This window comes from Streptomyces pacificus (assembly GCF_011766325.1).
Classification (GTDB): Bacteria; Actinomycetota; Actinomycetes; order Streptomycetales; family Streptomycetaceae; genus Streptomyces; species Streptomyces pacificus.
Window position 1 is genome coordinate 95961 of record NZ_BLLG01000017.1, and the last position, 25645, is coordinate 121605.

The 25645-nt window shown below is 73.2% G+C and carries 10 protein-coding genes; 4 read left to right on the forward strand and 6 right to left on the reverse strand.

Annotated features, from left to right (window positions below; all coding sequences use genetic code 11):
• Positions 1–30: 30 nt before the first annotated feature.
• From SCWH03_RS22745 to SCWH03_RS22760, 4 genes are all read right to left on the reverse strand, one after another.
• Positions 31–1137, reverse strand: coding sequence for a hypothetical protein (locus tag SCWH03_RS22745; protein WP_173266154.1), 1107 nt, complete (start codon positions 1135–1137; stop codon positions 31–33).
• A gap of 12 nt (positions 1138–1149) precedes the next feature.
• Positions 1150–1458 (reverse strand): transposase family protein, encoded by a 309-nt coding sequence (locus SCWH03_RS22750; protein WP_173266155.1) that lies wholly within the window; start codon positions 1456–1458, stop codon positions 1150–1152.
• Between the two features lie 19 nt (positions 1459–1477).
• Entirely contained in the window at positions 1478–1846 is a 369-nt protein-coding gene (locus SCWH03_RS22755) for a DUF6531 domain-containing protein (RefSeq protein WP_254076960.1), read from the reverse strand.
• Positions 1847–1919: 73 nt separating this feature from the next.
• Entirely contained in the window at positions 1920–2867 is a 948-nt protein-coding gene (locus SCWH03_RS22760; protein ID WP_173266156.1) for a methionyl-tRNA formyltransferase, read from the reverse strand.
• 259 nt (positions 2868–3126) lie between these two features.
• Here SCWH03_RS22760 and SCWH03_RS22765 point away from each other — a divergent pair, with 259 nt between their 5' ends.
• From SCWH03_RS22765 to SCWH03_RS22780, 4 genes are all read left to right on the forward strand, one after another.
• The gene (locus tag SCWH03_RS22765) at positions 3127–4479 is read left to right on the forward strand and encodes a lysine N(6)-hydroxylase/L-ornithine N(5)-oxygenase family protein (RefSeq protein ID WP_173266157.1); all 1353 of its coding nucleotides are present in this window, start codon (positions 3127–3129) and stop codon (positions 4477–4479) included.
• Positions 4480–4613: 134 nt separating this feature from the next.
• Positions 4614–5651, forward strand: coding sequence for an iron-siderophore ABC transporter substrate-binding protein (locus SCWH03_RS22770; RefSeq protein ID WP_173266158.1), 1038 nt, complete (start codon positions 4614–4616; stop codon positions 5649–5651).
• Positions 5652–5882: 231 nt separating this feature from the next.
• The gene (locus SCWH03_RS22775) at positions 5883–21386 is read left to right on the forward strand and encodes a non-ribosomal peptide synthetase (RefSeq protein ID WP_173266159.1); all 15504 of its coding nucleotides are present in this window, start codon (positions 5883–5885) and stop codon (positions 21384–21386) included.
• The gene (locus SCWH03_RS22780; protein WP_173266160.1) at positions 21383–21592 is read left to right on the forward strand and encodes an MbtH family protein; all 210 of its coding nucleotides are present in this window, start codon (positions 21383–21385) and stop codon (positions 21590–21592) included. The genes SCWH03_RS22775 and SCWH03_RS22780 overlap by 4 nt, the downstream gene beginning before the upstream one ends.
• A 278-nt stretch (positions 21593–21870) precedes the next feature.
• Here the strand turns inward: SCWH03_RS22780 and SCWH03_RS22785 are convergent, their stop codons facing one another.
• Positions 21871–23721 (reverse strand): ABC transporter ATP-binding protein, encoded by a 1851-nt coding sequence (locus SCWH03_RS22785; protein WP_173266177.1) that lies wholly within the window; start codon positions 23719–23721, stop codon positions 21871–21873.
• Positions 23722–23783: 62 nt separating this feature from the next.
• Complete coding sequence (locus tag SCWH03_RS22790) at positions 23784–25478, reverse strand: ABC transporter ATP-binding protein (RefSeq protein WP_216854787.1); 1695 nt, start codon at positions 25476–25478, stop codon at positions 23784–23786.
• Between the last annotated feature and the right edge of the window lie 167 nt (positions 25479–25645).

Consider the following 25645-nt stretch of genomic DNA (forward strand, 5'->3'; position numbering starts at 1 on the left):
GAACCCTGAGCACGACACGTGGCAGCATGGTCACTGGAAGGCGGTTCGGTGCGGGTGCGAGGGGTCGATGGGGCAGGTGAAGACGTACATGGTGCCGCGGGCAGGAGAGACGGCGGTCGGGATGTTCGCGCCCTTCACACCGATCAGCTCCTGGTCCTCTGCGGGTACCCAACTCTGCGTACCGTTGTCCCACTCGCGTTCCGTGACGGTCAGGAGCAGGCTCATGGGCGTGCCGCAGGCGCAGCGTTCGACCGGGGCGGGGCCGGTGAGGTGCCAGGAGGCGAAGCCGCCGACTTTCCATCCGGGGGCGATCGACAGGTCACCGGTGTAGGTGGCGACGGGGGCGGCATGCTGCTCGGCGGCGCGCATCGCCGCCTCGTATGCCTCGTATGTGGGGTAGCTCACCGACTCTGTGGCCCCGTCCACCGCCTCGTCCACTGCCCCGTCCGCGGCCTCCTCCTGGCCTTCCTCCCACTCCTCGATGGCCTCTTGGAGGTCCTCGTCCAGCAGTTCGATGTACTCGTGCTCCACGACCTGCTCGGGGTCGAGCACGCAGGGGTCGGGCAGCCCTTGGGCGCGGCCGATGACGACTGGCTCGGGCCGGGAGGCCAGGACGTCCTTGACATCGGCCTGGTGGCGCCACTTCAGCACGACGTCGAAGGCGTTGCCGCGCGGGCCGTGTGCCTCGAAGGGGCACCACAGCACCTGGAGGACGTCGCACCCCTCCGGTCCTTCCAGACCGGGAACATCCTGTGCCGTCAACTGGGCCAGTGCGACCAACGGGACGGGGTCGCGCTCGCCGAGATGGGGTGCGTGGGGGCCGGGGGTGAGGGAGGCCAACTCGGCCCGTTCGGCGTCGGTCGGTCCCTGCGGAGATGCTCGGCCCCACGCTTCGGCGAGGATGGCCCGCTGGCGGCGTACGTCGGCCGGCCGGTAGCCGCTGGTCCGGTCGTGCGGCGCAGTGCACATCGGCCACGGTTCATCGGCCGGCCACAGGAACGGGCCGCCCACCGAACTGTCCCCGACTTCGGGCGAACCAGGCCGTGGGTGCAGTCGCGTCGCCGTCCCCCGGTGCGCCGTGAGGGCGGGGAAGACCGCCTCGATGTCCAGGGGTCGCTCCGGCGTTGTACGCGTCACGCGGCCTCTCCTTCACTCGTTTGTGCGTTCTTGCGGGGCGCCGTCGGGAACTTCGAGCGCGGCGAGGGTGCCGGCGCCCTGGCCGCTCGCCCAGCGGATCACTCCGCGCAGTGAGCGCACCCCGCACAGCGTGGCGCAGGCGACGAGGCCGAGCAGCATCGGCCAGGCGTGCGTGACCGGGTGCGATGTGCGCGGGTCGGGGACGGCCCGGACAGCCTCCGACAACGACGGCAGTCGCTCGGAGGTGCACAGCTCCTCAAGAACGAGGCCATGTTGATCGGCGAGTTGGCGCGGCGTGGGCAGGGTCGGGCAGGACGGCATGCGGGCGCGGCCTTCACGATCATGCGAGTGGAATCACGTGATCATGGACGGTCGCGCCCTTCGCCGTCCACCCGGCCCCCTGTCCAAGATCCGAGCACGCATCACGCCTGATGGCGCCCTTGACCAGCTCGGCCGCCGACCCGGCCGGGGCCTTGCACGTCCCGTCGCCGTTCTGCGTGATCACGGATGACGCCCCGTCGTCCGCCCGGTGGGTGGCCTTTCCTGCCACGACGGTGGGCTTCGCGTCGAACGGTGTCGCCCAGCCTCGGCCCAGCAGGCCCGCCGCGGTCGAGTCGGAACGGTACGTGCGTTCCAGGACCAGTGGCACACCGGGGCCGACCAGGGATGCGTCGGTGAGCCGCTCGAGGAACGCGTGCGCGGACCGCACATGCCGTCGATACCGGCGCCCCCGGGACCGTCCGGGGGCGCCGGAGCCCAATGGGGCCCGCGCGGCCCCGGCCCTACGGGCGGCTGGTGAGGTACCCGCCCAGGGAAGTGAAGTACTCGGTCGCGGGCAGTTCGCTGCCGTCCTCCGTCCGTACGCGCGTGATGGCCAGACCGTGGTTGCGGCCGGTACGGGCGTCGGCGCCAGCGACGATGACCACCCCGTCGTCCTCGCGGTAGAAGATGCGTCCGGGGGTGCCGCCGTAGCGGCCCTCCGAGACGACGGCCGCCAGGATCTCCAGGCGCTTGCCCTTGTGGAACGTGAACGCGGCCGGGTACGGCGCGGACTGGGCGCGGACCAGACGCTCCAGGACCTCGGCCGGCCAGTCCCAGTTGACGTGGATGTCCTTCTCGGACCGCTTGTGGAAGAAGGTCGCCTGGGAGCGGTCCTGCTTGGTGAACTCGGTCTCGCCGGCGGCTATTCGGGCGAGGGCGCCGATCGCGACGGGCGCGATGAGGGCGACCGTCTTGTGGAAGAGGTCGGTCGCCGTGTCGGTGGGCTCCACCGCGACCGCGCGCTGCTCCACGATGTCGCCGGCGTCGAGGACCTCGTCCATCAGGTGCGCCGTGACGCCGACTTCCGACTCGCCGTTGATCATGGCCCAGATGATCGGGGAGAAGCCGGCGTACTTGGGCAGCAGCGAGTCGTGGATGTTCAGCGTGCCGTGGCGGGGGAGGCCGTAGATCCGCGGCGGGATCCAGGTCCGCCAGTTGTTGGCCACGATGATGTCCGGGTCGGCCGACTTCAGGAGGTCGAACAACTCCTCGTCGTCGGGCCGATTGCGGATGACGACCGGAATGCCGTGTTCCTCGGCCAGTTCGGCGACCGAGTCGCTCCAGATCTTCTCGTAGGCATGCTCGCTCTTGGGGTGCGTCACGACCGTCGCCACGTCGTGCTCGGAGTCCAGGAGCGCCTTCAGGGTGCGATGGCCCCAGGTTTGATAGCCGAACATGACGACCCGCATCGGGGTTCCTCCTCGGGAGAGCGAATGGCGAGGGTAAGTAAAGCAAGGCTTACCTAAGGTTGCAACGGGCCCTGCCTTCAGGCTCGTTCAGTCCCGGGCGGGGTGGCTGTCTGTTTTGCCCGGTCGACAGCGCGGGCGGATCAGGTTAGCTTTACCTAAGTTCTACTCGGCTGCCGGTCACCGGTGTGCCCGGACTCCCCGTTTCCCCACGCCTGACCGGACGTCCGGCAGGCGGCTGTCCCGCACGAATGGGAGTGACATGTCACAGGCTCTTCCTGGCGACGCACCACTGATCCACGACCTGATCGGCATCGGATTCGGGCCGTCCAACGTGGCCATGGCGATCGCGCTCAGCGAGCACAACGCGCGCGTCGGAAGACAGGAGGCCGTCACCGCCCACTTCTTCGAGCAGCAGCCCAGCTTCGGCTGGCACCGCGGCATGCTCATCGACGACGCGACGATGCAGGTGTCGTTCCTCAAGGACCTCGTGACGCTCCGGAACCCGAGCAGCGAGTACACCTTCCTGCGCTACCTGCAGAGCAAGGGCCGCCTGATCGACTTCGTCAACCACAAGAACCTCTTCCCCCTGCGCGTGGAGTTCCACGACTATTTCGAGTGGGCCGCGGCGAAGGTCGACGACATGGTCTCGTACGGCCACGAGGTCGTCTCCGTCGAACCCGTCGTGCGCGGCGGTGTCGTGGAGTACCTCGACGTGACGGCCCGGTCCGGCGACGAGGTCGTCGTCCACCGTGCCCGCAACCTCGTCATCGGCACGGGGCTGCGCCCGGTCATGCCGGAAGGCGTCGAGCGGGCCGACCGCGTGTGGCACAACTCCGACCTGCTGGAGAAGGTGGACGGTCTGGAAGGCGCCACCCCCTCCCGCTTCGTCGTGGTCGGCGCCGGTCAGAGCGCCGCCGAGAACGTCGCCTATCTGCACCGCCGCTTCCCGGAGGCCGAGGTCTGCGCCGTCTTCTCCCGGTACGGCTACAGCCCGGCGGACGACAGCAGCTTCGCGAACCGCATCTTCGACCCGCAGGCGGTCGACGAGTACTTCACCGCGCCGGAGGGCGTCAAACGCCGGCTGATGGACTACCACGGCAACACCAACTACTCCGTGGTGGACATCGACCTCATCGACGAGCTGTACCGGCAGGCGTACCAGGAGAAGGTGCTCGGCACCGAGCGCCTGCGCTTCCTCAACGTCTCGCGCCTGACGGACATCAAGCAGACGGCAGAGGGGATCCGCGTCACCGTCACATCCCTGGTCACCGGCGAGGAGACCCGGCTGGACGCCGACGTCGTGGTGTGCGCCACCGGGTACCGGCAGGCGGACGGCCTCGTCCTCCTCGGCGAGGTCGCGGACCGCTGCCACCGAGACAAGCAGGGCCGTGTCCGTGTCGAGCGCGACTACCGCGTGAGGACCGACCCCGACTTCCGCTGCGGGATCTACCTCCAGGGCGGCACCGAGCACACCCACGGCATCACCTCCTCCCTGCTGTCCAACACCGCGATACGGGTCGGCGAGATCCTGGACTCGATCCTCGACCGGGACCCCGAGGCCGTGCCCGAACCCGCCCGGCCGGTCGCCGGCGGCGTCGGCTCCGTCCGCTAGGAGTCCCCGGGCCGGCGCAGTGCCCCGGCCCGGAGGCCCCGCACCCTCCAGCCCCACTGGCCCGCATCGCCGGCAGCACCGCCACCCCCGGAGGTCCGGGCGGGCACCGTGCAGCCCCCGTGAAAGGAACGCCCGTGTCTCCTGTACCACGTTCCGCTCTGGCGCGGTTCGCCAGAGACATCACTCGACGGGCCGTCGCCGCGGTGGCCGCGCTCGCCCTGTCCGCCTGCGGGGGCGGTTCCGAGAAGAGCGAGTCCAAGCCGTCCGGAGAAGCGGGCAAGACCTCCGCCGCCTTTCCCGTGACGGTGGAGCACAAGTACGGCAGCACGACGATCGACAGGGAGCCGAAGAACGTCGTCACGCTGGGCCTGTCCGACCAGGACGCGGTTCTCGCGCTGGGCGTGAAGCCGGTCGGGGCGGTGGACTGGTTCAAGGAGGAGCCGTACGGCAAGTGGCCGTGGGTGAAGGACAGGTGGGGGTCGGCTCCGCCCCGGATCGTGGGTGAGCGCGACGAGTACAACGTCGAGAAGATCGCCGCTCTCAAGCCGGATCTGATCATCGCGCAGTACTCGGGCATGAAGGAGGAGCAGTACGACACCCTGTCCAGGATCGCCGAGGTCGTCGCCCAGCCCAAGGGCCACGAGGACTACCAGGCGCCCTGGCAGGACATGAGCAGGCAGATCGGCAAGGCGCTGGGCAAGAGCGCCGAGGCCGAGGAGCTGATCGCCGGTATCGACGCCCGCTTCGAGGCCGTCCGCGACAAGCACCCCGAGTGGAAGGGCAAGACCGTCACGGTGGGCGAGCCCTACGAGCCGGGCAAGTTCTCCGCCTTCTCCCCGAAGGACCCGAAGGTCGCCTTTCTGACGGAGATGGGATTCACCACGTCCGACACATACCGGGCCGCCCTCGGCGAGGAGAACGTCGCGGACCTCAGCTTCGAGCGCTTCGACGTCATGGAGGCCGACCGCACGGTGTGGCTGGGCACGCCGGACACGGAGAAGGCCCTGAAGGCCGACCCGCTGTACCAGAAGACCAAGGCCAACCAGGAGAACCGGCACCTGTTCCTGCCGTACGACAGCCCGGACATCGGCGCCGCGCTGTCCTTCAACACCGTGCTGTCGATCCCGTACGCGATCGACCATGTCGTCCCGATGCTCGAGGCCGTCCCGTAGGGCACCCGGTCCGGACGCCCCGGAGCCGGCGGCCGCTCCCCGCACCCCCGCCCGTCCGGTGGCCGGCACCACCGGCCGGGCGCACCCGCACCGCGCCGCGCCGCACCGCGCCCGGCCTGCGCCCGGACGAAGAAGCCCCGTACGCCGTCGACAGGATCCTGCCGCCGCCCACCACCGCGGTGCAGAAACCACCTCCCCTCAGCACCACGTCAGGGAAAGGCCTCACGAACGATGTTTGACGCCGAGTCGGCCCCGACCTCCGCTGCCGGGACGCCAGTGACCGGCGGGCAATCCGGCATCTGGCTTGCCCAGCAGATCGAGCCGGACAGCTCGGCCTTCAGCCTCTCGTTCACCCTGGAACTGCGCGGGGACGCCGACCTCGACCGCCTTGTCGCGGCCATCCGCCAGGCGACGGAGGAGGCCGACTGCCTGCATATGCGCTTCGCTGTCGAGAACGGGGTCCCGCGCCGGTGGCCGGCGCGGTTCCCGGTCGACGTCCCCCTCCTCGATCTCCGCGACGCACCCGACCCCGAGGACGCCGCCCGGGACCGGATCGAGGAGGACCGTACCCGCGCGACCGGGCTCGCGGAGCATGGTCCCCTCTTCGCCCAGACCCTGCTGCGGCTCGCGGACGACCGGGTCCTGTGGCACCAGCGCTACCACCACGTGGTCATCGACGGGGTGGGCATCGCGCTGCTCTCCCGCAGGGCCGGTGAGATCTACACCGCCGGTGAGGCGGCCGGCGAGGCCGACTGGTCCGTCACGCGCCTGCTGGACTCCGAGCGGCTCTACCGCGAGTCGGAGCAGCGCGCCGCCGACCGGGCGTACTGGCTCGCCCGGTTCGCCGACCGGCCCGAGCCGGTCCGCCTCGTCGAACGCTCCTCGACGCTGACATCCCGCCGCCACCGGCGCACCACGGAGCTCTCCGGGCGGGACACCGCACGGCTGCGCACGGCCGCGGCGGGTGCCGGCGTACGGATGTCCCGGCTGCTGGTGGCGGCCGTGGCCGCCTATGTGCACCGTGTGACGGGTGCGCGGGACGTCCTCCTCGGGCTGCCCGTCACCACCCGGCAGGACCCGGCGGTCCGCGACGTGCCCGGTATGGTGTCCAACATCCTGCCGCTCCGGTTGCGCGTCGACGGGGCCATGACCCCGGCGGAACTCATGGCGCAGGTACGGGACCGGATCGCCGAAACGCTCGAGCACGGGCGCTACCGCGCCGAGGACCTGGCCAGGGACCTGGGCCTGACCGAAGGCGTGGCTGAACTCGTCGGACCCGCGGTCAACATCCTGCCCGGCACCGGCCGGTTGCTCTTCGGCGACCTCGACTCCGACCTCCGGCCCCAGTGGCTGGGCCCGGTGAGCGACCTGGCCGTCACCGTCGCCGAGTCGGGACGCGACGCCGTGCGGATCCTGTTCGACGCCGACGCGGACGTGTGCGACGAGGAGGCGCTCGCCGGCCACCAGCGCCGCTTCGGCCTCCTCCTCGACGCCTTCGCCCACGCGGCCGACCAGCCCCTCGGCCGCATCGAAATGACATCCTCCCAGGAACGCGCGCAGCTCCTGGGCGAGTTCGGCACGGCACCTCGTGAGGTACCCGGGGTGTCCTGGCCCGCCGCCTTCGAGCGGCAGGTGCTCCGCACGCCGCAATCCGCGGCCCTCGTGTGCGAGGACCGGGAGCTCACGTACACGGAGCTGAACGCGGCCGCCAACCGGCTCGCGCGGCTGCTCATCTCGCGTGGCATCGGCGCCGAACACGTCGTCGGTGTCGCACTTCCGCGCTCGCCCGAACTCGTCGTCTCGCTGCTCGCCGTGATGAAGGCGGGCGCCGCGTACCTCCCGCTGGACGCCGACCACCCGCAGGACCGCATCGCCTACATGCTGGCCGACGCCGGCGCCCGTACGGTGATCACGACGCGCGCGTTCTCCGCCGGCCTGCCGGACGTTCCCGGCACCGGGCACCTGCTGGTGGACGAGCCGTCCGTCGTGGCCGAGCTCGCCGCGTCCGGCGCCTGCGACCCGGGCGTGCCCGTCGCCCTGGACCAGGCGGCCTACGTCATCTACACCTCGGGCTCCACCGGCCGCCCGAAGGGCGTCGTGGTGTCGCACGACGGCGTCGGCAGTCTCATCGCCACCGCGACCGACCGCATCGGCATCACGCCCGGCAGCGGTGTCGTCCAGTTCGCCTCCGTCGGCTTCGACGTGACGGTCTGGGACCTGGTCATGTCGCTGTGCGTCGGCGGCCGGATCATCGTCGTACCCGCCGAGCGGCGCGTCGCGGGACCGGCCCTCACCGACTACATCGCCCGGCACCGCGCCACCCATATGATCCTGCCGCCGTCGCTCGTCTCGGCGTTGCCGCAGGACTGCGAACTTCCCGGCGGATCCGTGCTGATCGTCGGCACGGAGGCCGTGCCCGGTGAGCTCATCGCCCGCTGGGCCGGACGCCTCCGGGTCGTCGTCGCCTACGGCCTCACCGAGGCGACCGTCAACTCCACGCTATGGGTCTGCGATCCCGACCGGCCCGGCCCCGCGCCCATCGGCGAGCCGGACCCCAACACCCGCACCTATGTCCTCGACGCCTCCCTGCGCCCCGTGCCGGTGGGCACCGAGGGCGAGCTGTACGTCGGCGGCCGCGGCCTCGCACGCGGCTACCTCGGCCGACCGGGTCTCACCTCAGGGCGCTTCGTCGCCGACCCGTTCGCCGACGAGGCCGGCGCGCGCATGTACCGCACCGGCGACCGCGTCCGCTGGACCGCCGACGGCAACCTGGAGTTCCTCGGCCGCGCCGACGGCCAGATCAAGATCCGCGGCCACCGCATCGAGCCCGGCGAGATCGAGAGCGCCTTCATGGCCTGCCCCGGCATCGCCCAGGCCGCCGTCCTCGTCCGCGAGGACCACCGGAACGTCAAGCGCCTCGTCGCCTACCTGGTCACCGAGACCGGAGTGGACCCGGACACCGCCGTCGCGGACGCGCGGGCCCGGATCGCCGGCGGCCTGCCCGACTCCATGGTCCCGTCCGCCGTCGTCCGCCTCGACGGACCGCTTCCGCTCACCCCCAACGGAAAGCTGGACCGCCGCGCCCTGCCGCCGCCGCGGTGGACCGCCCCGGCCGGCGGCGACGCGCCCGCCACATCCGCCGAGACGGCTCTCGCCGCGCTCTTCGCCGAGGTGCTCGGGCTGCCCTCGGTCGGCGTCCACGACGGCTTCTTCGAGCTGGGTGGCGACAGCATCGTCGCCATCCAGCTCGTCAACCGCGCCCGCGAGGCCGGACTCGGCATCACCCCGCGCGATGTCTTCCGGCACCGCACGGTCTCGGCTCTCGCCCGCCTCTCCGGGGACGGGGACGGGGACGGCACGAACGCCTCACGGGAACTCCCCGCCCCCTTCTCGCTGGTCACTCTCAGCGAGGCCGAGCGCGCCGAGTGCGCCGCGGCCGTTCCCGAGCTCGCCGATGTGCTTCCGGCCACACCGCTCCAGGAGGGCTTCTACTTCCACGCGGTCGTCGACCAGGGCGGTGCCGACGGCTATGCGGTACAGGACACCGTCGAACTCGAAGGCGACGTCGACCCCGAGGCCCTTGGGGCCGCCGTCCAGCACCTGCTCGACCGCCACCCGCTGCTTCGCGCCGCCTTCCAGCAGCTCCCCGACGGCCGGATCGTCCAGCTGATCGGCGAGCGGGCCGAGCTGCCCTGGCGCTACGCCGACCTGTCCGCTCTGGACGCCGGGCGGCAGGCCGCTGCCGCCGGCGAGGTCGCGGCGCAGGAGCGGGCTGCCGGGTTCGACCTCGGCGTCCCGCCTCTGCTTCGGGCCGCGCTCGTCCGCTACGGCGCCGAGCGGTCGCAGCTGGTACTGACGCTGCATCACATCCTGGTGGACGGCTGGTCGCTGTCCCTGCTCATGCGGGAACTCCTGAGCGGCTACCGTCCGGGCGGTGAAACGTCCCGCCCCGACGAGGACCCGACATACCGCGCGTACGCGGGCTGCCTCGCCGCCCGCGACCGGGACTCCGCGCTCGGCGCCTGGAGCGACGCCCTCGCCGGCTTCGACGGACCCGCCCGGCTTCCCGTACGCACCGCGGACACCGCCGCAGAGGCCACCGGCACGGTCACCGCCGAGCTGTCCGAGGCCGACACGGCAGCTCTCGCCGCCGGCACCCGTAGGCTGGGGCTGACGCTCGGCAGCGTCGTCCAGGGCGGCTTCGGGCTCCTCCTCGGCGACCTCACCGGCTCGCGGGACGTGGTCTTCGGCAACACGGTCTCCGGCCGCCAGGCCGCCGTCGAGGGAGTCGAGACGCTGGTCGGCCTCCTCATCAACACGCTCCCGGCCCGCCTGCGGTGGCAGCCCGAGCAGTCGCTCGTGGACGTCCTCACCCGCTTCCAGGACGAGCAGGCGGAGCTGCTGGACCACCAGCACGTGGGGCTCGCCGAGATCCAGCGCATGATGGGGCGCGGTGACCTGTTCGAGGCGTTCGCCGTCGTGGAGAACCTGCCCGACGCGGGTGAGCCGTCCGACCCGGCGGGACAGGTCCGCGTCACCGCCTCGCACATCCGCGACGCCGTCCACTACCCGCTGGCGCTCACCGTCCTGCCCGGCGAACGGCTCCGGCTGCGCCTGGAGCACGACCCGGCCCGCCTCGACGACGCGGCAGCGCGGCGGTTCGCGGACCGGCTGCGGAGCCTGCTCGGCCGGATCGTGACCGACCCGCTCCGCCCGGTCGCCCGGCTGCCTCTCCTCACCGCCGACGAGGAGCGCGCGGCCCTCGACCGGCTGACCGGCCCGCACCACGCGCACGAGCTGCCCGACGACACGCTCCACGCCGCCTTCGCCCGGCAGGCCCGCCGCACCCCCGACGCGACCGCGCTGGCCCACGAGGCCGGCCGGACCACGTACGCCGAACTGGACGCGCGCGCCGAGGCCCTGGCGCACCGGCTGCTCGGCGAGGGCGTCACGCCCGAGTCCGTCGTCGCCGTCGCCGTGCCCCGGTCCGCCGAGACGCTCGTCGCGCTGCTCGGCGTGCTCAAGGCGGGCGCGGCCTATCTGCCGGTCGACACCGACCACCCTGCCGACCGGGTGCGCCATCTGCTCACCGACTCCGGGGCGCGGACCGTCATCGTCACCGCCGCGTCCCGGACCCGGCTGCCCGCCCTCGACGGCGTCGCGTACGTCGCGGTCGGCGAAGCGGCCGTTCCCGGGGCGCCGCCCGCCTCCGTGCCCGTCCACCCGGACGGCGCCGCATACGTGATGTACACCTCCGGATCCACCGGCCGGCCCAAGGGCGTCGTCGTGCCCCATCGCGGCGTGGTCGCCCAGCTCGCCTGGACCGCCGACCGCTTCGGCTACGGCCCCGACGAGCGGGTCCTGCACCAGTACTCCACCGGCTTCGACCCGTCCGTCCTGGAGATCTTCGCCCCGCTGCTGACCGGCGGCACCGTCGTGATCGCCCGGCCGGACGGCCACCGGGACCCCGCGTACCTCGCCGAGCTGATCCGCCGCGAGGGGGTCACGGGCATCGACCTCGTGCCCTCCCTCTACGCAGCGCTGCTCGCCGAGGACGAGGCGGGGGAGTGGTGGACCACCGTGCGCCGCGCCTTCAGCGGCGGCGAGGCCCTGCCCGTGCCGCTGGCCCGCCGCTGGCGGGAGCGCACCGGCGTGCCGCTGTTCAACCTGTACGGCCCGACCGAGGCCGTCATCCAGGTCACCGGCTGGCAGGCGGGCGGCACCGCTGAGGAGAGCGGCACCGTGCCCATCGGGCGCCCGGTGTGGAACACCCGCCTGTACGTCCTCGACCGCCACCTCCGCCCCGTCGCGGAGGGCGAGCCGGGCGAGCTCTACATCGCGGGCGGACAACTCGCCCGCGGCTATCACGGACGCACCGCACTGACCGCGGAGCGCTTCGTCGCCGATCCGTTCGGCGGTCCGGGAGAGCGGATGTACCGCACCGGAGACATGGTCCGGTTCAGTGGAGACGGTGTGCTCACCTACCTCGGGCGCACCGACCACCAGGTCAAGATCAGGGGCAACCGGGTGGAACCCGCCGAGATCGAAGCACGGCTGCGCGAGCTGCCGGCCGTCGGCGACGTCGCGGTCGTGGCCCGCGACGACGAGCGCGGAGTCAAGCAGCTGGTGGCCTACCTGGTCCCGGCCGCCGGCGCCGACATGGACACCGACGCGGTACGCGCCGCGCTGAGCGACCTCGTGCCCGCGCCCATGGTGCCCAGCCACTTCGTCCGGCTGGACGCACTGCCCCTCACCCCCGGAGGCAAGGTGGACCACAAGACCCTTCCGGCCCCCGAGGTCCGCAGAAGGCATGGCGGGGGTGCTCGCGAGGGCCATGAGCACCGGCTGTGCGCGATCTTCGCGGAGGTCCTCGGCCTCGACACCGTCGAGGCCGACGAGGACTTCTTCGTGCTCGGCGGCGACAGCATCCTGTCCATGGCGCTCTCCGGCCGCGCCCGCAAGGCGGGCCTGGCGGTGACCCCGCGCGAGGTCTTCGAGCACCGCACCCCGGCCGCCCTGGCCGCCGCCGTCACCGGCGCGGACCCCGCCCCGGCCCCGGTCGCCGACGCCGGCGGCGTAGGCGACGTGCCGCTGCTCCCGATCGTCCACCAGCTCCGCGAGGACGGCGGCACCATCGGCCGCTTCAACCTCTCGATGCTGCTCCAGGTTCCCGCCACCGCGGACGCCGAGAAGCTGACCGGTGTCCTCCAGGCGGTACTCGACCACCACGACGGCCTGCGCCTGACCCTCACCCGCATGGACCTGGGGCCCGCCATTCCCGCCCTGTGGTCCGCACAGACCTCCGCCCCCGGCACGGTCGACGCCGCCCCGCTGCTCCGCCGTGTCGACGTACGCGCGACGGACGGCACCGCACTGCGAGCGGTCATCGGCGAGGAGTCCGACGCGGCCGCCAACCGCCTCGACCCCGACAGCGGCGCGACGGTGCAGGCGGTGTGGTTCGACGCCGGTGCCGAGCAGCCCGGCCGCCTGCTGCTCGTCGTCCACCACCTCGTCATGGACGGCGTGTCCTGGCGCGTCCTCCTCGGCGACCTCGCCGCCGCGTGGGACGCCGTCGCACGGGGTGAGCGCCCGGCCCTGGAACCGGTGCCGACCTCCCTGCGCGGGTTCGCCCGCGAGGTCGCCGAACAGGCCACCTCCCCGCGGCGCCAGGCCGAACTCCCCTACTGGGCCGAGACCCTCGCGCCGGGGGCCGAGCTCGTCCCCGGAGCCACCCGCACGGGTACCGCCGGCGCAGCGCGGGAGCACGTCGTCACCCTGCCCACCGACGAGACCCGGGCGCTGCTCACCACCGTGCCCGCCGCGGCCGGCGCCGATGTCACCGAGGTGCTGCTCACCGCACTGCGCCTTGCCGTGTCGCGCCGGCGCCCGGGGCAGGACGGCGACCTGCTCGTGGATCTGGAGCGCCACGGCCGCGACGGCGTCACCGACGCCGACCTCTCCCGCACGGTGGGCTGGTTCACCAGCCTCCACCCGGTCCGCCTGCCCGCAGCCGAGGACCCGCTCGACGCGCTGAAGCAGGTCAAGGAGTCGGTCCGCTCCGCACCCGACTCCGGCGCCGGATACGGGATGCTGCGGTACCTCAACCCGCAGCTCGCCCCGGTCTTCGCCCGGTTGTCCACCGCCCAGGTGCTGTTCAACTACCTCGGCCGGCTGCCCGCCGGCCAGGCCGCCGACTGGGCCCCGGCCGCCGAATCGGACGCGCTGTCCCTCGGCCCCGACGCCGACCTGGCCCTGCCGTACCCGCTCCAGATCAACGCGGTGTGCGCGGAGACCCCGGACGGCCCCGAACTGCGCGCCACCTGGACCTGGCCGGACGGCACCGTACTGACCGAGAACGACGTCCACGACTTGGGCCGCGCCTGGGCCGACGCCCTGCGCGAACTCGTCGCCCGGACCGCCGCGCCCGGCGCCCGCCGCTCCCTCACGCCCTCGGACGTGCCGCTGGTCGCCCTCACCCAGGCCGACATCGAGCTGGTCGAGCGGGTCAGCCCGGCGCCGGTGGCCGACATCTGGCCGCTGTCGCCACTCCAGGAAGGCCTCTACTTCCACGCCAGCTACGACACGACCGCACTGGACGTCTACACCGCCCAGGACACCTTCGACTTCGACCACCGGCTCGACGCCCAGCGGCTGCGCGCCGCCTGTGCGACCCTGCTGCGCCGGCACCCGAGCCTGTGCGCCGGCATCACCGGCGACGGCCTGCCGGAGCCGGTCCAGTTCGTGTGCCCGGCCGGCGAACTGCCCCCGCCGGTGACCGAGATCGACCTGACCGGGCTGGGCGAGACCGAGCGGCAGGCCCGGCTCGCCGCGATATCCGACACCGACCGGCGGCAGCGGTTCGACCTGGCCGCGCCGCCGCTGTTCCGGCTCACCCTGATCCGGCTCACCGGCACCGCCGACCGTCTGATGCTCAGCCATCACCTGGTCGCATGGGATGGCTGGTCCCAGTCCCTTTTCCTGGACGAACTCCTCGGGCTGTACGCGGCGTCCGGCGACGACAGCCACCTGTCCGAACCGGGCAGCTACCGCGACTACCTGGGCTGGCTCGCCGGCCGGGACCCCGACGCGGCCCGCGAGACGTGGCGCGGCGCCCTCGCCGGGCTCGACGAGCCGACCCTCGTCGCCCGCGAGCGCGGCGACGAGCCGACGATCCCGCGCCGCCGCACCCTCGACCTCGGACGCGCCCTCAGCGAGCGGCTGCGCTCGTCCGCGCGAGAGCACGGACTGACCGTCAACGCCGTGCTCTGCGCCGCGTGGGCGCTTGTCCTGTCCTCCACCGTGGGCCGGGACGACGTGGTGTTCGGCGCCACCGTCGCCGGACGCCCGGCGGACGTGCCCCGCGTCGACACGACGATCGGCATGTTCCTCAACACCGTGCCCCAGCGGATCACCCTCGACCCCGCCGAGCCGGTCGGGGACCTGCTGCGCCGCATCCAGACCGAGCGCGCGGCCGTGATGGACCACGAGTACCTCGGCCTCGCCGAACTCCAGCACGCCGGCGGCCATCCGACGCTCTTCGACACCCTGTACGTCCTGCAGAACTTCGCCGACGAAGGCGCCTTCCGGCAGCTCACCGAGCGCCACGGCATCACCGGGGTGGGCAGCGTGGATGCCACCCACTACCCGATGACGCTGATCGTCAACCCGGCGGAGACGGTCCGGGCCAAGCTGGAGTACCGGCCCGACCTCGTGAACGACGAGCAGGCCGAGGCCGCGCTGGACCGCTTCGGCACCCTGGTGGAACGGCTCATCGGCGACCTCACGACCCGGGTCGGCACCCTGGACCTGCTGCTGCCCGGCGAGCGGGAGTCCCTCGCCGCCGACTGGGCGGGCAGCCGGGAGCCGGTGCCGAACGAGACCGTCGCGGACATGCTGGCCGCCCAGGCGGCACGCAGCCCGGAGGCCGTGGCTCTGGTCTTCGGCGAGCGCGCCCTCACCTACGCCGAACTCGACACGCGGATCAACCGGATCGCCCGGCTCCTCCTCGCCCGGGGCGCCGGACCGGAGAAGGCCGTCGCCCTGGCGCTGCCGCGCTCCATCGACATGGTCGCCGCGCTGTTCGCCGTGCTGCGGACGGGTGCCGCCTACCTGCCCCTGGACCTCGACCACCCGGCCGGCCGGCTGCGGCTGATGGTCGAGGACACCCGGCCGCTCTGCCTGCTGTCCACGACCGCCGTCGCCCCGGGCCTTCGCGGCGAGAACGGCCCCGCAGCGCCCGAACTCCTCCTGGACGAGGAGGCCGTGGCCGCCGAACTGGCGGCGCTCCCCGGCGGTGAGGTCACCGATGCCGAGCGGCCCGCGTTCGCCCGCGACCGGGCGGACCGGCTGGAGCACCCGGCGTACATCATCTACACCTCCGGCTCCACAGGCAGGCCCAAGGGCGTCGTCACCCCCTACCGGGGACTGACGAACATGCAGCTCAACCACCAGAAGGAGATCTTCGACCCGGCCATCGCCTCGGCCGGCGGACGGCGACTGCGCATCGCGCACACCGTGTCCTTCGCCTTCGACATGTCCTGGGAGGAACTGCTCTGGCTCGTCGAGGGCCACGAGGTGCACATCTGCGACGAGGAACTGCGCCGCGACGCCGAGGCCCTGGTCGCCTACTGCGACCGGCACCGGGTCGACGTGGTCAATGTGACGCCGACGTACGCCCAGCTCCTCATCGAGGAGGGCCTGCTCGACCACGACAAGGCGGCGGGCAAGCACCGCCCCGCACTGGTCCTGCTCGGCGGCGAGGCGGTGTCCGAGACGGTGTGGACGAAGCTGAGCCGCACCGACGGCACCTACGGCTACAACCTCTACGGGCCGACCGAGTACACGATCAACACGCTCGGCGGTTCGACGACGGACAGCGCCACCTCCACGGTCGGTCTGCCCATCCGCAACACCCGCGCCTACGTCCTCGACGCGATGCTGCGCCCCGTCCCGCCGGGCTGCCCCGGCGAGCTGTACATCGCCGGCACCGGCCTGGCCCGCGGCTACCACGGCCGGCCCGGCCTGAGCGCCGAGCGGTTCGTCGCGGACCCCTTCGGCGAGCCGGGCGAGCGGATGTACCGCACCGGCGACCTCGTACGCCGGCGACCCGGCGGCCTGCTCGACTTCCTCGGCCGCACCGACGACCAGGTCAAGATCCGCGGCTACCGGGTCGAGCTCGGCGAGATCGCCGCGGCCCTGTCCACGCACCCCGAGGTCGCGCACGCGACCGTGGTCGTGAACGAGGCCGCCGGAACCAGGCGCCTGGCCGGCTACCTCGTGGCGGAGGACGGCGCCGAGGCGGGGCAGGAGATGCTTCAGCGGCTGCGCGACCATCTGAAGGCCGGCCTGCCGGACTACATGGTCCCCTCCGCACTCGTCGCCGTGGACACGCTGCCGCTGACCGTCAACGGAAAGCTCGATGTCAGGGCGCTGCCCGTCCCCGACTTCGGCGGCACGGGCCCGGGCCGCGCGCCGCGCACGCCGCGGGAAGAGGTCCTCTGCGCCCTCTTCGCCGAGGTCCTCGGCCTGCCCGAGGGCAGCGTCGGCATCGACAGCGACTTCTTCGAGCTCGGCGGCCACTCGCTGCTCGCCACCCGCCTGGTCGGCCGCGCCCGCACCGCGCTCGACGCCGAACTGGCCATCCGCGACCTGTTCGAGGCGCCGACGGCCGCGGAGCTGGTGGAACGCGCCTCCCGCCCCGGCGGCCCCGCCCGCCCGGCGCTGACCGCGGGCGAGCGCCCCGAAGAGCTGCCGCTTTCCCACGCCCAGCGGCGGCTCTGGGTCGTCCAGCAGCTCGATCGCGCCTCAGCCGCGTACAACTTCCCGCTGGTCATGCGGCTGCGCGGAGCGCTGGACGTCGAGGCGTGGACGACTGCGCTCGCCGATGTCACAGCCCGTCACGAGGCCCTGCGCACGGTCTTCGCCGAGCGCGACGGCCAGGCGTTCCAGCGGGTCCTGCCGGCATGGCAGGCCCGGCCGGCGGTCGGACTCGTCCGCGCCACCGAGGACGAAGTGCCCGGCATCGTCGACGCCGAGACCGGCCGGACCTTCGACCTCGCCGCCGAACTCCCCCTGCGCGCCACCATCGTGGAGGTCGCACCCGACGACCACGTCGTCATCCTGCTGCTGCACCACATCACCACCGACGAGTGGTCCGACCGCCCGTTCCTGCGCGATCTGGGCACCGCGTACGAAGCCCGCCTCTCGCACGGCAGCGCCCCGGACTGGGAGCCGCCGGCCGTCCAGTACGCCGACTACGTCCTCTGGCAGCAGCGGCTGCTCGGCGATCCGGGCGATGCGGGCAGCCTGGCCGCGCGGCAGCTGGACTACTGGCAGTCGGCCCTCGCCGGCGCCCCCGAAGAGCTCGAACTGCCCACCGACCGGCCCCGTCCCGCCCGCCCCGCCTTCTCCGGAGCCGAGCTGGACATCGACTTCGGCGCCGATGTCCACGACGGGCTGAAGCGGCTCGCCCGGAAGACCGGTGCCAGCATGTTCATGGTGGTGCACGCGGCCGTGGCCGCCCTGCTGCACCGCATGGGCGCGGGCACGGACATCCCCCTCGGCTCGCCCATCGCGGGCCGGGGCGATGAGGCGCTCGAGGACCTGGTGGGCTTCTTCGTCAACACCCTGGTGCTCCGCACGGACCTGAGCGGAGACCCGAGCTTCACCGAACTGCTGACCCGGGTCCGTGAGACCGGCCTGGCAGCCTTCTCCCACGCGGACGTGCCGTTCGAGGCCGTCGTGGAGAAGCTCAACCCGACCCGGTCGCTCTCCCGGAACCCGCTGTTCCAGGTGATGGTCGGCTATCACGCCCGTACCGGTGACACATTCGCACCGGGCGGGCTCCGGGTGGAGTACGTGCCGTTCCGCATCCGCTCGGCCAAGTTCGACCTGGTGTTCAGCTTCACCGAGCACACGGACGCCGACGGCGCCGCGGGCTCCCTGGTCTGCCGGCTGGAGTTCGCCACCGAACTGTTCGACCACGAGACCGCCGAGTGGATCGGCGACCGGCTCCGCGCGCTCGTCGCGGCCCTCGCCGCCGCCCCGGAGCGACCCGTCTCGCAGGCCGAGATCCTCACCGCCGACGAGCGTCACCTGGTCCTGGAGACGTTCAACGGCGCCCCGCGCCCGGTCGACGAGGAGACCCTGCCGGCGATGTTCGCCCGGCGGCTCGCCGAGCGGCCCCGAGCGGTCGCCGTCGTGGACCGCTCGCGCTCGGTGACGTACCGGGAGCTGGACGAGCGCTCCGACCGCGTCGCCCGGCTGCTCGCCGTGCGGGGCGTCGGCCGCGAGAGCGTGGTCGGCGTGGCCGTGCCCCGCTCCGCCGACATGGTCGCCACGGTGCTCGCCGTGCTCAAGCTCGGCGCCGCGTTCCTGCCGCTCGACCTGGCCCACCCCGCCGACCGGCTCCGCTACATTATCGAGGACTCGGGGGCGGCCCTCGTGGTCGGCACCGAGTCCGTCGCCGGGAAGATCCCGGACGTGACGGGCGCCCGGGTGCTGCTGCTCGACGAGCCCTCCGTGGCCGCCGAACCGGACGGTCCCCCGCAGACCGCCGTCGGCGGCGGACCGATCGGCCTGGACCAGGCCGCCTACGTGATCTACACATCCGGTTCCACGGGACGCCCCAAGGGCGTCGTCGTACCGCACGAGGGCATCGCCAGCCTCGTCGCCACCGCCGTGGACCGGATGGGCCTGCAACCGGACAGCCGGGTCCTGCAGTTCGCCTCGATCGGCTTCGACGTGTTCGCCTTCGAGCTGTCGATGGCCCTGTGCCACGGCGGACGGCTCGTCCTGATCACCGACGAGGCCCGGGTCGCCGGCCCCGCCCTCAGCGACTTCCTCGCGGACCAGCGCATCACCCATATGATCCTGCCGCCGTCGCTGGTGTCGGCGCTGCCGCCGGGCTGCGAGCTGCCCGAGGGCGCCACGGTCCTCGTCGGCACGGAGACGGTGCCGCCGGACCTGTTCGAGCGCTTCGGCGCCACGGTCAACCTCATCTGCGCATACGGGCTCACCGAGGCCACGGTCAACTCCACGCTGTGGGCCGCGCGCGAGCACGGCGGCCGGCCCGGCGGCCGGGTCCCCATCGGCAGACCCGACCCCAACACGCGCTGCTACGTCCTGGACGACCGCCTTCGTCCGGTCCCGCCCGGCGTGGTGGGCGAACTCTTCGTCTCCGGACGCGGCCTCGCGCGCGGCTACCTCGGCAAGGCCGGACTCACCTCGGAGCGGTTCGTCGCCGACCCGTACGGCCCGCCCGGCAGCCGCATGTACCGCACAGGCGACCGCGCCCGCTGGTGCGCGGACGGCAACCTCGACTTCCTCGGCCGGGTCGACACCCAGGTCAAGATCCGCGGCATCCGCATCGAACTCGGCGAGATCGAGGCGGCACTCGCCGCACACCCCTCGGTCGCCCAGGCCGCCGTACTGCCCGACCGGGACGGCGACATCGTGCGCCTGATCGGCTATGCGGCACCGGAGCGCGGGGAGCCCGATCCGCAGGAGCTGCGCGCCCACATGGCCGGGCTGCTGCCCGCGTACATGGTCCCGGCGCTCGTCGTGGCACTGGACGGCCCGCTGCCGCTCACACCCAACGGCAAACTGGACCGCAAGGCGCTGCCCGCGCCGGACTGGTCGGCGATGGCCGGCGACGCGCGACCGGCCACCGAGACGCAGGCCCGCCTGGCGGCCCTGTTCCGCGAGATCCTCAAGCTCGACACCGTGGGCGTCCACGACAACTTCTTCGCCCTCGGCGGCCACTCGATGGCCTCGATGCGGCTCCTGGGCCGCATCCGCGCCGAGTTCGGCGTCGAGCTGAGCATCCGGGATGTCTTCGACGCGCTGACGGTGGCCGCTCTGGCGGGCAAGCTGGAGGGCGCGGCGGCAGCCCGCCCGGCCCGCCCGGCGCTGCGGCCCTCCGAAGGCGCGGGGGGCGGCCCGCTGCCGGCCGCGCCGGTCCAGCGCCGGCAGTGGGAGTCCCACCGCCGTGCCCCCGGCTTCGACCATGCGCTGGTCCTGCGGGCACCGGACGGCGGCCTCGACGCCGCCGCGCTCACCGCCGCCCTCGCCGATGTGGTGGCCCGCCACGAGCCGCTGCGCACGGCGTTCACCGAATGCGACGGCACGCTGCACCAGCGGCCGGTCGAGGCCCCGGCTCTCGCGCGCGACCGGTGTGCGGACCTGGACTCCCGTCTGGCGGAACTCGCCCGGCTGCACCCGGACCCGGAGCGGGAGGCCCCGCTGCGGGCGACCCTGCTGACAGACCCGGCCGGTCACCAGGCGCTGCTGGTGACCTCGGTCTACCTGGCCGTGGACGAATGGTCGGTGGTCCCGCTGCTCCGTGACCTGACCACGGCATACGCGGCGCGCAGGGACGGCCGGGCGCCCGGGTGGGAGCCCCTGCCGGTGACGTACGCCGACTACACCCGCTGGGCGCACGGGGCGCTGGGCGACCTCGCCGACCCGGAGAGCCGGGGCGGCCGGCAGCTCGCGTACTGGCGGCGGACACTGCAGGACGCCCCGGTGGAGCTGGCGCTCCCGACGGACGGCCCGAGCCGCGCCGCCGAGGGCGGCGGCTGTGTGGGCTTCGTCCTGGACGAGCAGCTGCACGCGGCCGTGGGCGAACTGGCCCGGGAGACCGGCACCAGCATGTTCATGGTGCTCCACTCCGCCCTCGCGGCCCTGCTCACCGCCCACGGCGCCGGCACCGACCTGCCCATCGCCACGATGGTCGCCGGTCGCGGGGACGACCAGCTGGCCGACCTGGTCGGCTGCTTCCTCAACACCGTGGTGCTGCGCACCGACACGGCCGGTGACCCGGCCTTCACGGAGCTGCTGACCCGGGTACGCGAGACCACGCTCAGTGCGCTCGACCGGCAGGACGTGCCGTTCGACGCGGTCGTCCGGGCGACCGGACTGCCCCCGCGGGGCCCCCAGGTCATGGTGATCCACCATGAGCAGGCGGATCTGGGGCAGTTGGAGGGCGGAGTGGGAACCTTCCACGCCGTGCCGACCGGCACCGCGCGGGCGGAGCTGACCCTCAGCTTCTACGAGCCGCAGGGCGAGGGCCCGGTGCACTGCGAACTCGTCTACGCACACGCCCTGCTCGGCCCGGCCAAGGCCCGGCAGCTCGCCGAAGAACTGCAGACCCTGCTGCGCACCGCAGCGGCCGACCCCGAGCAGCCGCTCTCCGAGCTGTTCACCGCAACGTCCACGAGGAGTGACAACGCATGAGCACCAACCCGTTCGAGGACCCGCAGGGCCGCTTCCTGGTGCTGGTCAACGAAGAGGGCCAGCACTCGCTGTGGCCGTCCTTCGCCGAAGTTCCCGCCGGCTGGCGGACCGCCTTCGGCGAGGACACCCGCGAGGCGTGCCTGTCCTACGTCGAGTCGAACTGGACCGATCTGCGCCCCGCGAGCCTGGTGGCCCGCCAGGGCTGACCCTGCCCGCGACGCCGGACACACACGGCCGTCCGCAGAGAGGCCTCTCTGCGGACGGCCGCGTTCCACGGGCTCGACACGGCACCGTGGAAAGCGCGTACGGGTATCGAGGACGGACACCCGGCTCCGATGCGCCCTTCCGGGGGCGCAGCCGGCGCCCGCCCCGGTGGCGGTCGCGGCGGTCTTCCCGCCGCGCCGGCGCCCGGGCGCCGGGCACCGGCCGCCAGGCGGCGCGGGCCCCTCTCGCGCCCGCCTGCCCTCCCGCCACCGGTCGTGCGTCAGTGCTCGGCCGGACGGTCCCCGGGCGGGCGCTGCGCGGGGAGCGACGGTGCGCGCCGGCTGTCGGACCAGGCCGCCCACAGCGCGGCATACCGGCCGCCGGCGGCGACCAGTTCCTCGTGCGTGCCCATCTCCACGACCCGGCCGCCGTCGAAAACGACGACGCGGTCGGCGGTGGCGGCCTGGGGGAGGCGGTGTGCCACCATCAGGCCGGTACGGCCCTCCAGGGCGCGGACCGCGGCCGACTCCAGGACGCGGGCACCGGCACTGCCGGCGTCGGCGGTGGCCTCGTCCAGGATGGCGATCGGCGGGTCCGCCAGGACAAGGCGCGCCAGGGCCAGATGCTGGGTCTGCGTCACCGTCAGCCGGTGGCCGCCGTCGCCCACCACGGTGGCGAGCCCGTCGGGCAGCGCCTCCACCCAGTCGAGCGCGTCCACCCCGGCCAGTGCCGCGCGCAGCTCTTCGTCCGTGGCCCGCGGCCGGGCCAGCCGCAGATCCTCGGCCAGGGGGCCGGCGAACACGTGCACCTCCTGGCTGATCAGGGTCACAGCGCGCCGGACGCCCGCCGGACCGAGGTCCCGGGTGTCGATCCCGCCGATGGCGATCGCACCGCCGGTGGCTTCGTGGACGCCGGCGATCAGCTTCGCGAGGGTGGTCTTCCCGGCGCCGCTCGCGCCCACCAGCGCCACCCGCTCGCCGCTTCGGACCTCCAGGTCCACATCGCTGAGGACCGGGTGGCCGTCGACGTAGGCGTGGCGCAGTGCCGAGACCCTGACCGAGCCGTCCGCCGGAGCAGTGCCGTGCCCGGGAGCGGCCTCGTGCTCTTCCGGCAGGCTCGACACGCCCACGAGACGGGCCAGACTCGCGCCTGCGGACTGGGCGTCGTCGATGAGGAAGAGCGCGGCGTTGATGGGGTTGAAGAGGCTGTGGAAGTACAGGGCCGCCGCGGTCGCCGTGCCGATGCTCACCGAGCCGTCGTCCACCAGGAGGAAGCCCGTCACCATGACCGCCGCCAGCCCGATGAACTCACCCGCGTTGAGGCGGGAGAAGAAGCCGGAGACCAGCCGGATCCCGCGCAGTGCGAGGCCGACGGCCTCCTGGGACCGCTGTTGCACTGCCTGTGCGTGGACGTCGGTCAGCCGGAACGCGCGTACGGTGCGGACGCCGCCGATGCTGTCGAGGAGCTGGTGCTGGAGGGCGCCGCCCGCCACCCGGTGCCTGGCGTACACGGAGGCGGCACGCGGGATGTACCAGCGGACCGTCAGGATGTGCACCGGCACGGCCAGCAGCACGGCGGCCAGGAAGCGCCAGTCCAGGACGGCGAGGCCGGCCAGTGTCAGCACGATGGTGAGAAGCGCGGCGGCGAACTCGGGCAGGGCCACCCGCACGGCCTTGGCGATCACGGTGACATCGCCGGTCACCCGGGAGGTCAGGTCGCCCGACCCGGCCTGTTCGACGCGGCCGAGGGGAAGACGCAGCGCCCGTCCGACGAACCGCTCGCGCAGGTCCGCAAGGACGGTCTCGCCGAGGCGGGCCACGAGCGAGTGGCCGATCGCGGTCGCCGCGCCCCGGGTCACGGCGACCGCGACGAGCAGCACCATCGGCACGGTCAGCGCGCCGGTGCCGCGGTGCGCGACCACCAGGTCGACGATGCGTCCGAGCAGCGGGGCGGTCAACAGGCCGATGCCCGTCCCGGTGACGAGTACGGTGAACGCGAGCGCGGTCAGGAGCCGGTGCCCGCGCAGCAGCGAGCCGACGGCGGCGAGCGTCTGGGCGCCGGTCGCGGTGGGCAGCAGCTCTCGGTCGGCGTACTCGTCACCGGTTCTGCCCGCGGGGGTTCCGCTGCTCATATCGCGTCCTTCGCGGTTCGCGTCGGGGCCGTCGCCGGCCGGGCGGCCGGACTTCGCGTCCGTCATGCCAGCACCGCCGAGCGGTACGCCTCGTGTGCGCAGACGAGTTCGGGGTGGCGGCCTTCGGCCGCCACCGTGCCGCCGTCGAACAGCACCACGCGGTCGGTCGCGGCGAGCAGCGCCGGGCTGGTGGTGACCAGGATCGTGGTACGGCCGTCCCGGAGCCGGCGCAGCCGGGCCGCGATGCGGGTCTCGGTGACGGTGTCGACGGCGGTGGTCGGGTCGTGGACCACGAGCACCGGGGGGTCGGCGGCGAGCGCCCGGGCCAGCGCCACGCGCTGGCGCTGGCCTCCGGAGAGGGAGCGGCCGCGCTCGGTGAGCACGGTGGCCGTGCCGTGGGGCAGGGCGTGGGCGACCTCATCGGCCGTCGCCGCGGACAGGGCAGGGACGAGGTCGGCCTCCTCCGCGTCCGCGCCGGCCCTCACGTTGTCGAGCAGGCTGCTCTCGAACAGGTCGGCGTCGTGGTGGGCGACCAGGATCGCCCGGCGGGCGCTGACCGGATCCAGTGCGGTCAGGGGGACGCCGTCGAGTTCGACGGCGCCCTCGGCCGGGTCGAGTTCGCGGCCGAGGCAGAGCAGGAGGTCGTGGGCCACCGCCGGATCCTTCGCGACGACGCCGACGACGGAGCCCGGGGCGATGTCGAGGTCGACGCCGCTCAGCGCGCCGTGTCCGAGCCCGCGCAGCCGGATCCTCCCGGCCACCGGGCTCGCGGGTGCCGCCTCGCCTGCCGGCACGGCGGGCGCCGAAGCCAGCACGTCGGCGATCCGGTCGGCGGAGGCGCGGCCCAGCGCGAACTCGCCGTTGACGTAGGTGAGCAGCTGGAAGGGACCGAGCAGGTACTGGGCGAGTCCGACGGCGGCCACCAGTTCGCCGACGCTGATCGCTCCGCTCATGGCGAGGTGGGCAGCCGCGAGTCCGATGACCGCGATGAAGATTCCCGTGAGGGCGAGGATCGCGCCGTCGTGCCAGGCTCGGCTCCTGGCGGCCCGCAGCGCGGCCGCCAGGGAGTCCTGGCTGGTGCGCCGGTAGCGGGAGACGGCGGTCGCCTCCGCTCCCATGCCCTTGAGGACCCGCAGGCCCGCGACGAGGTCGGCGGCGACACCGGAGGCGTGTGCGGCGCGTTCCTGCTCGATCTCGCTGCGCTGTTCGAGCGGTTGGCTGATCCGGTGGCCCAGCCAGAGCAGGGGCGGGACGCCGAGCAGGATGAGCAGGCCCAGCGGTACCGAGACCCGGAGCAGCATGACCGCGCTGACGGTCAGGCCGGCGAGCGCGGACACCGCGTACGGCACGGCTGCCGCGACGGCTCCGACGCGGGTGGCGTCACCCGTTGCCACAGCCGTCAGCGCGCCGGGGAGCCGGCCGGTGTCGGCGCCGCCGCGGGGGTCCAGCACGCGGGTGCCGACGGCAAGGCGCCACTCGTGCGCGGCGAGCTCGCCGGTGCCGTCGGCGATGCGGGCGGCGGCGCGGTAGCACGTGGACAGGACGAGGAAGAGGACGGCGAGGACGAGCAGCCAGCGCAGGAGCGAGCCGGCGTCGCCGGTGGCCACGGCACGGTCGATGATCATGCCGATGACGACGGGGACCAGGGCCTCGCAGCCCTGGTGCGCCATGCCGAGGAGCGAGGCCCCGGCGATGCGGCGGCGCTGGTGTCCGATCGTGTCGCGGAGGACGCGGCCCCCCGTCGGACCTTCCTTCATCGGTCCCTCCACGGGCATCCGGCACCTCCGCGAAGATGGTCGATCAGTTAGGTGAGGCTATCTTAAGCGGGCTGGTCGTGGTGGTGGGCCGAGGTCCCCCATGCCCGTTCCGGCCGACGGCATCCACGCGTTGACCCGGTGCCGAGCATTCGGTTAGCCTCACCTAA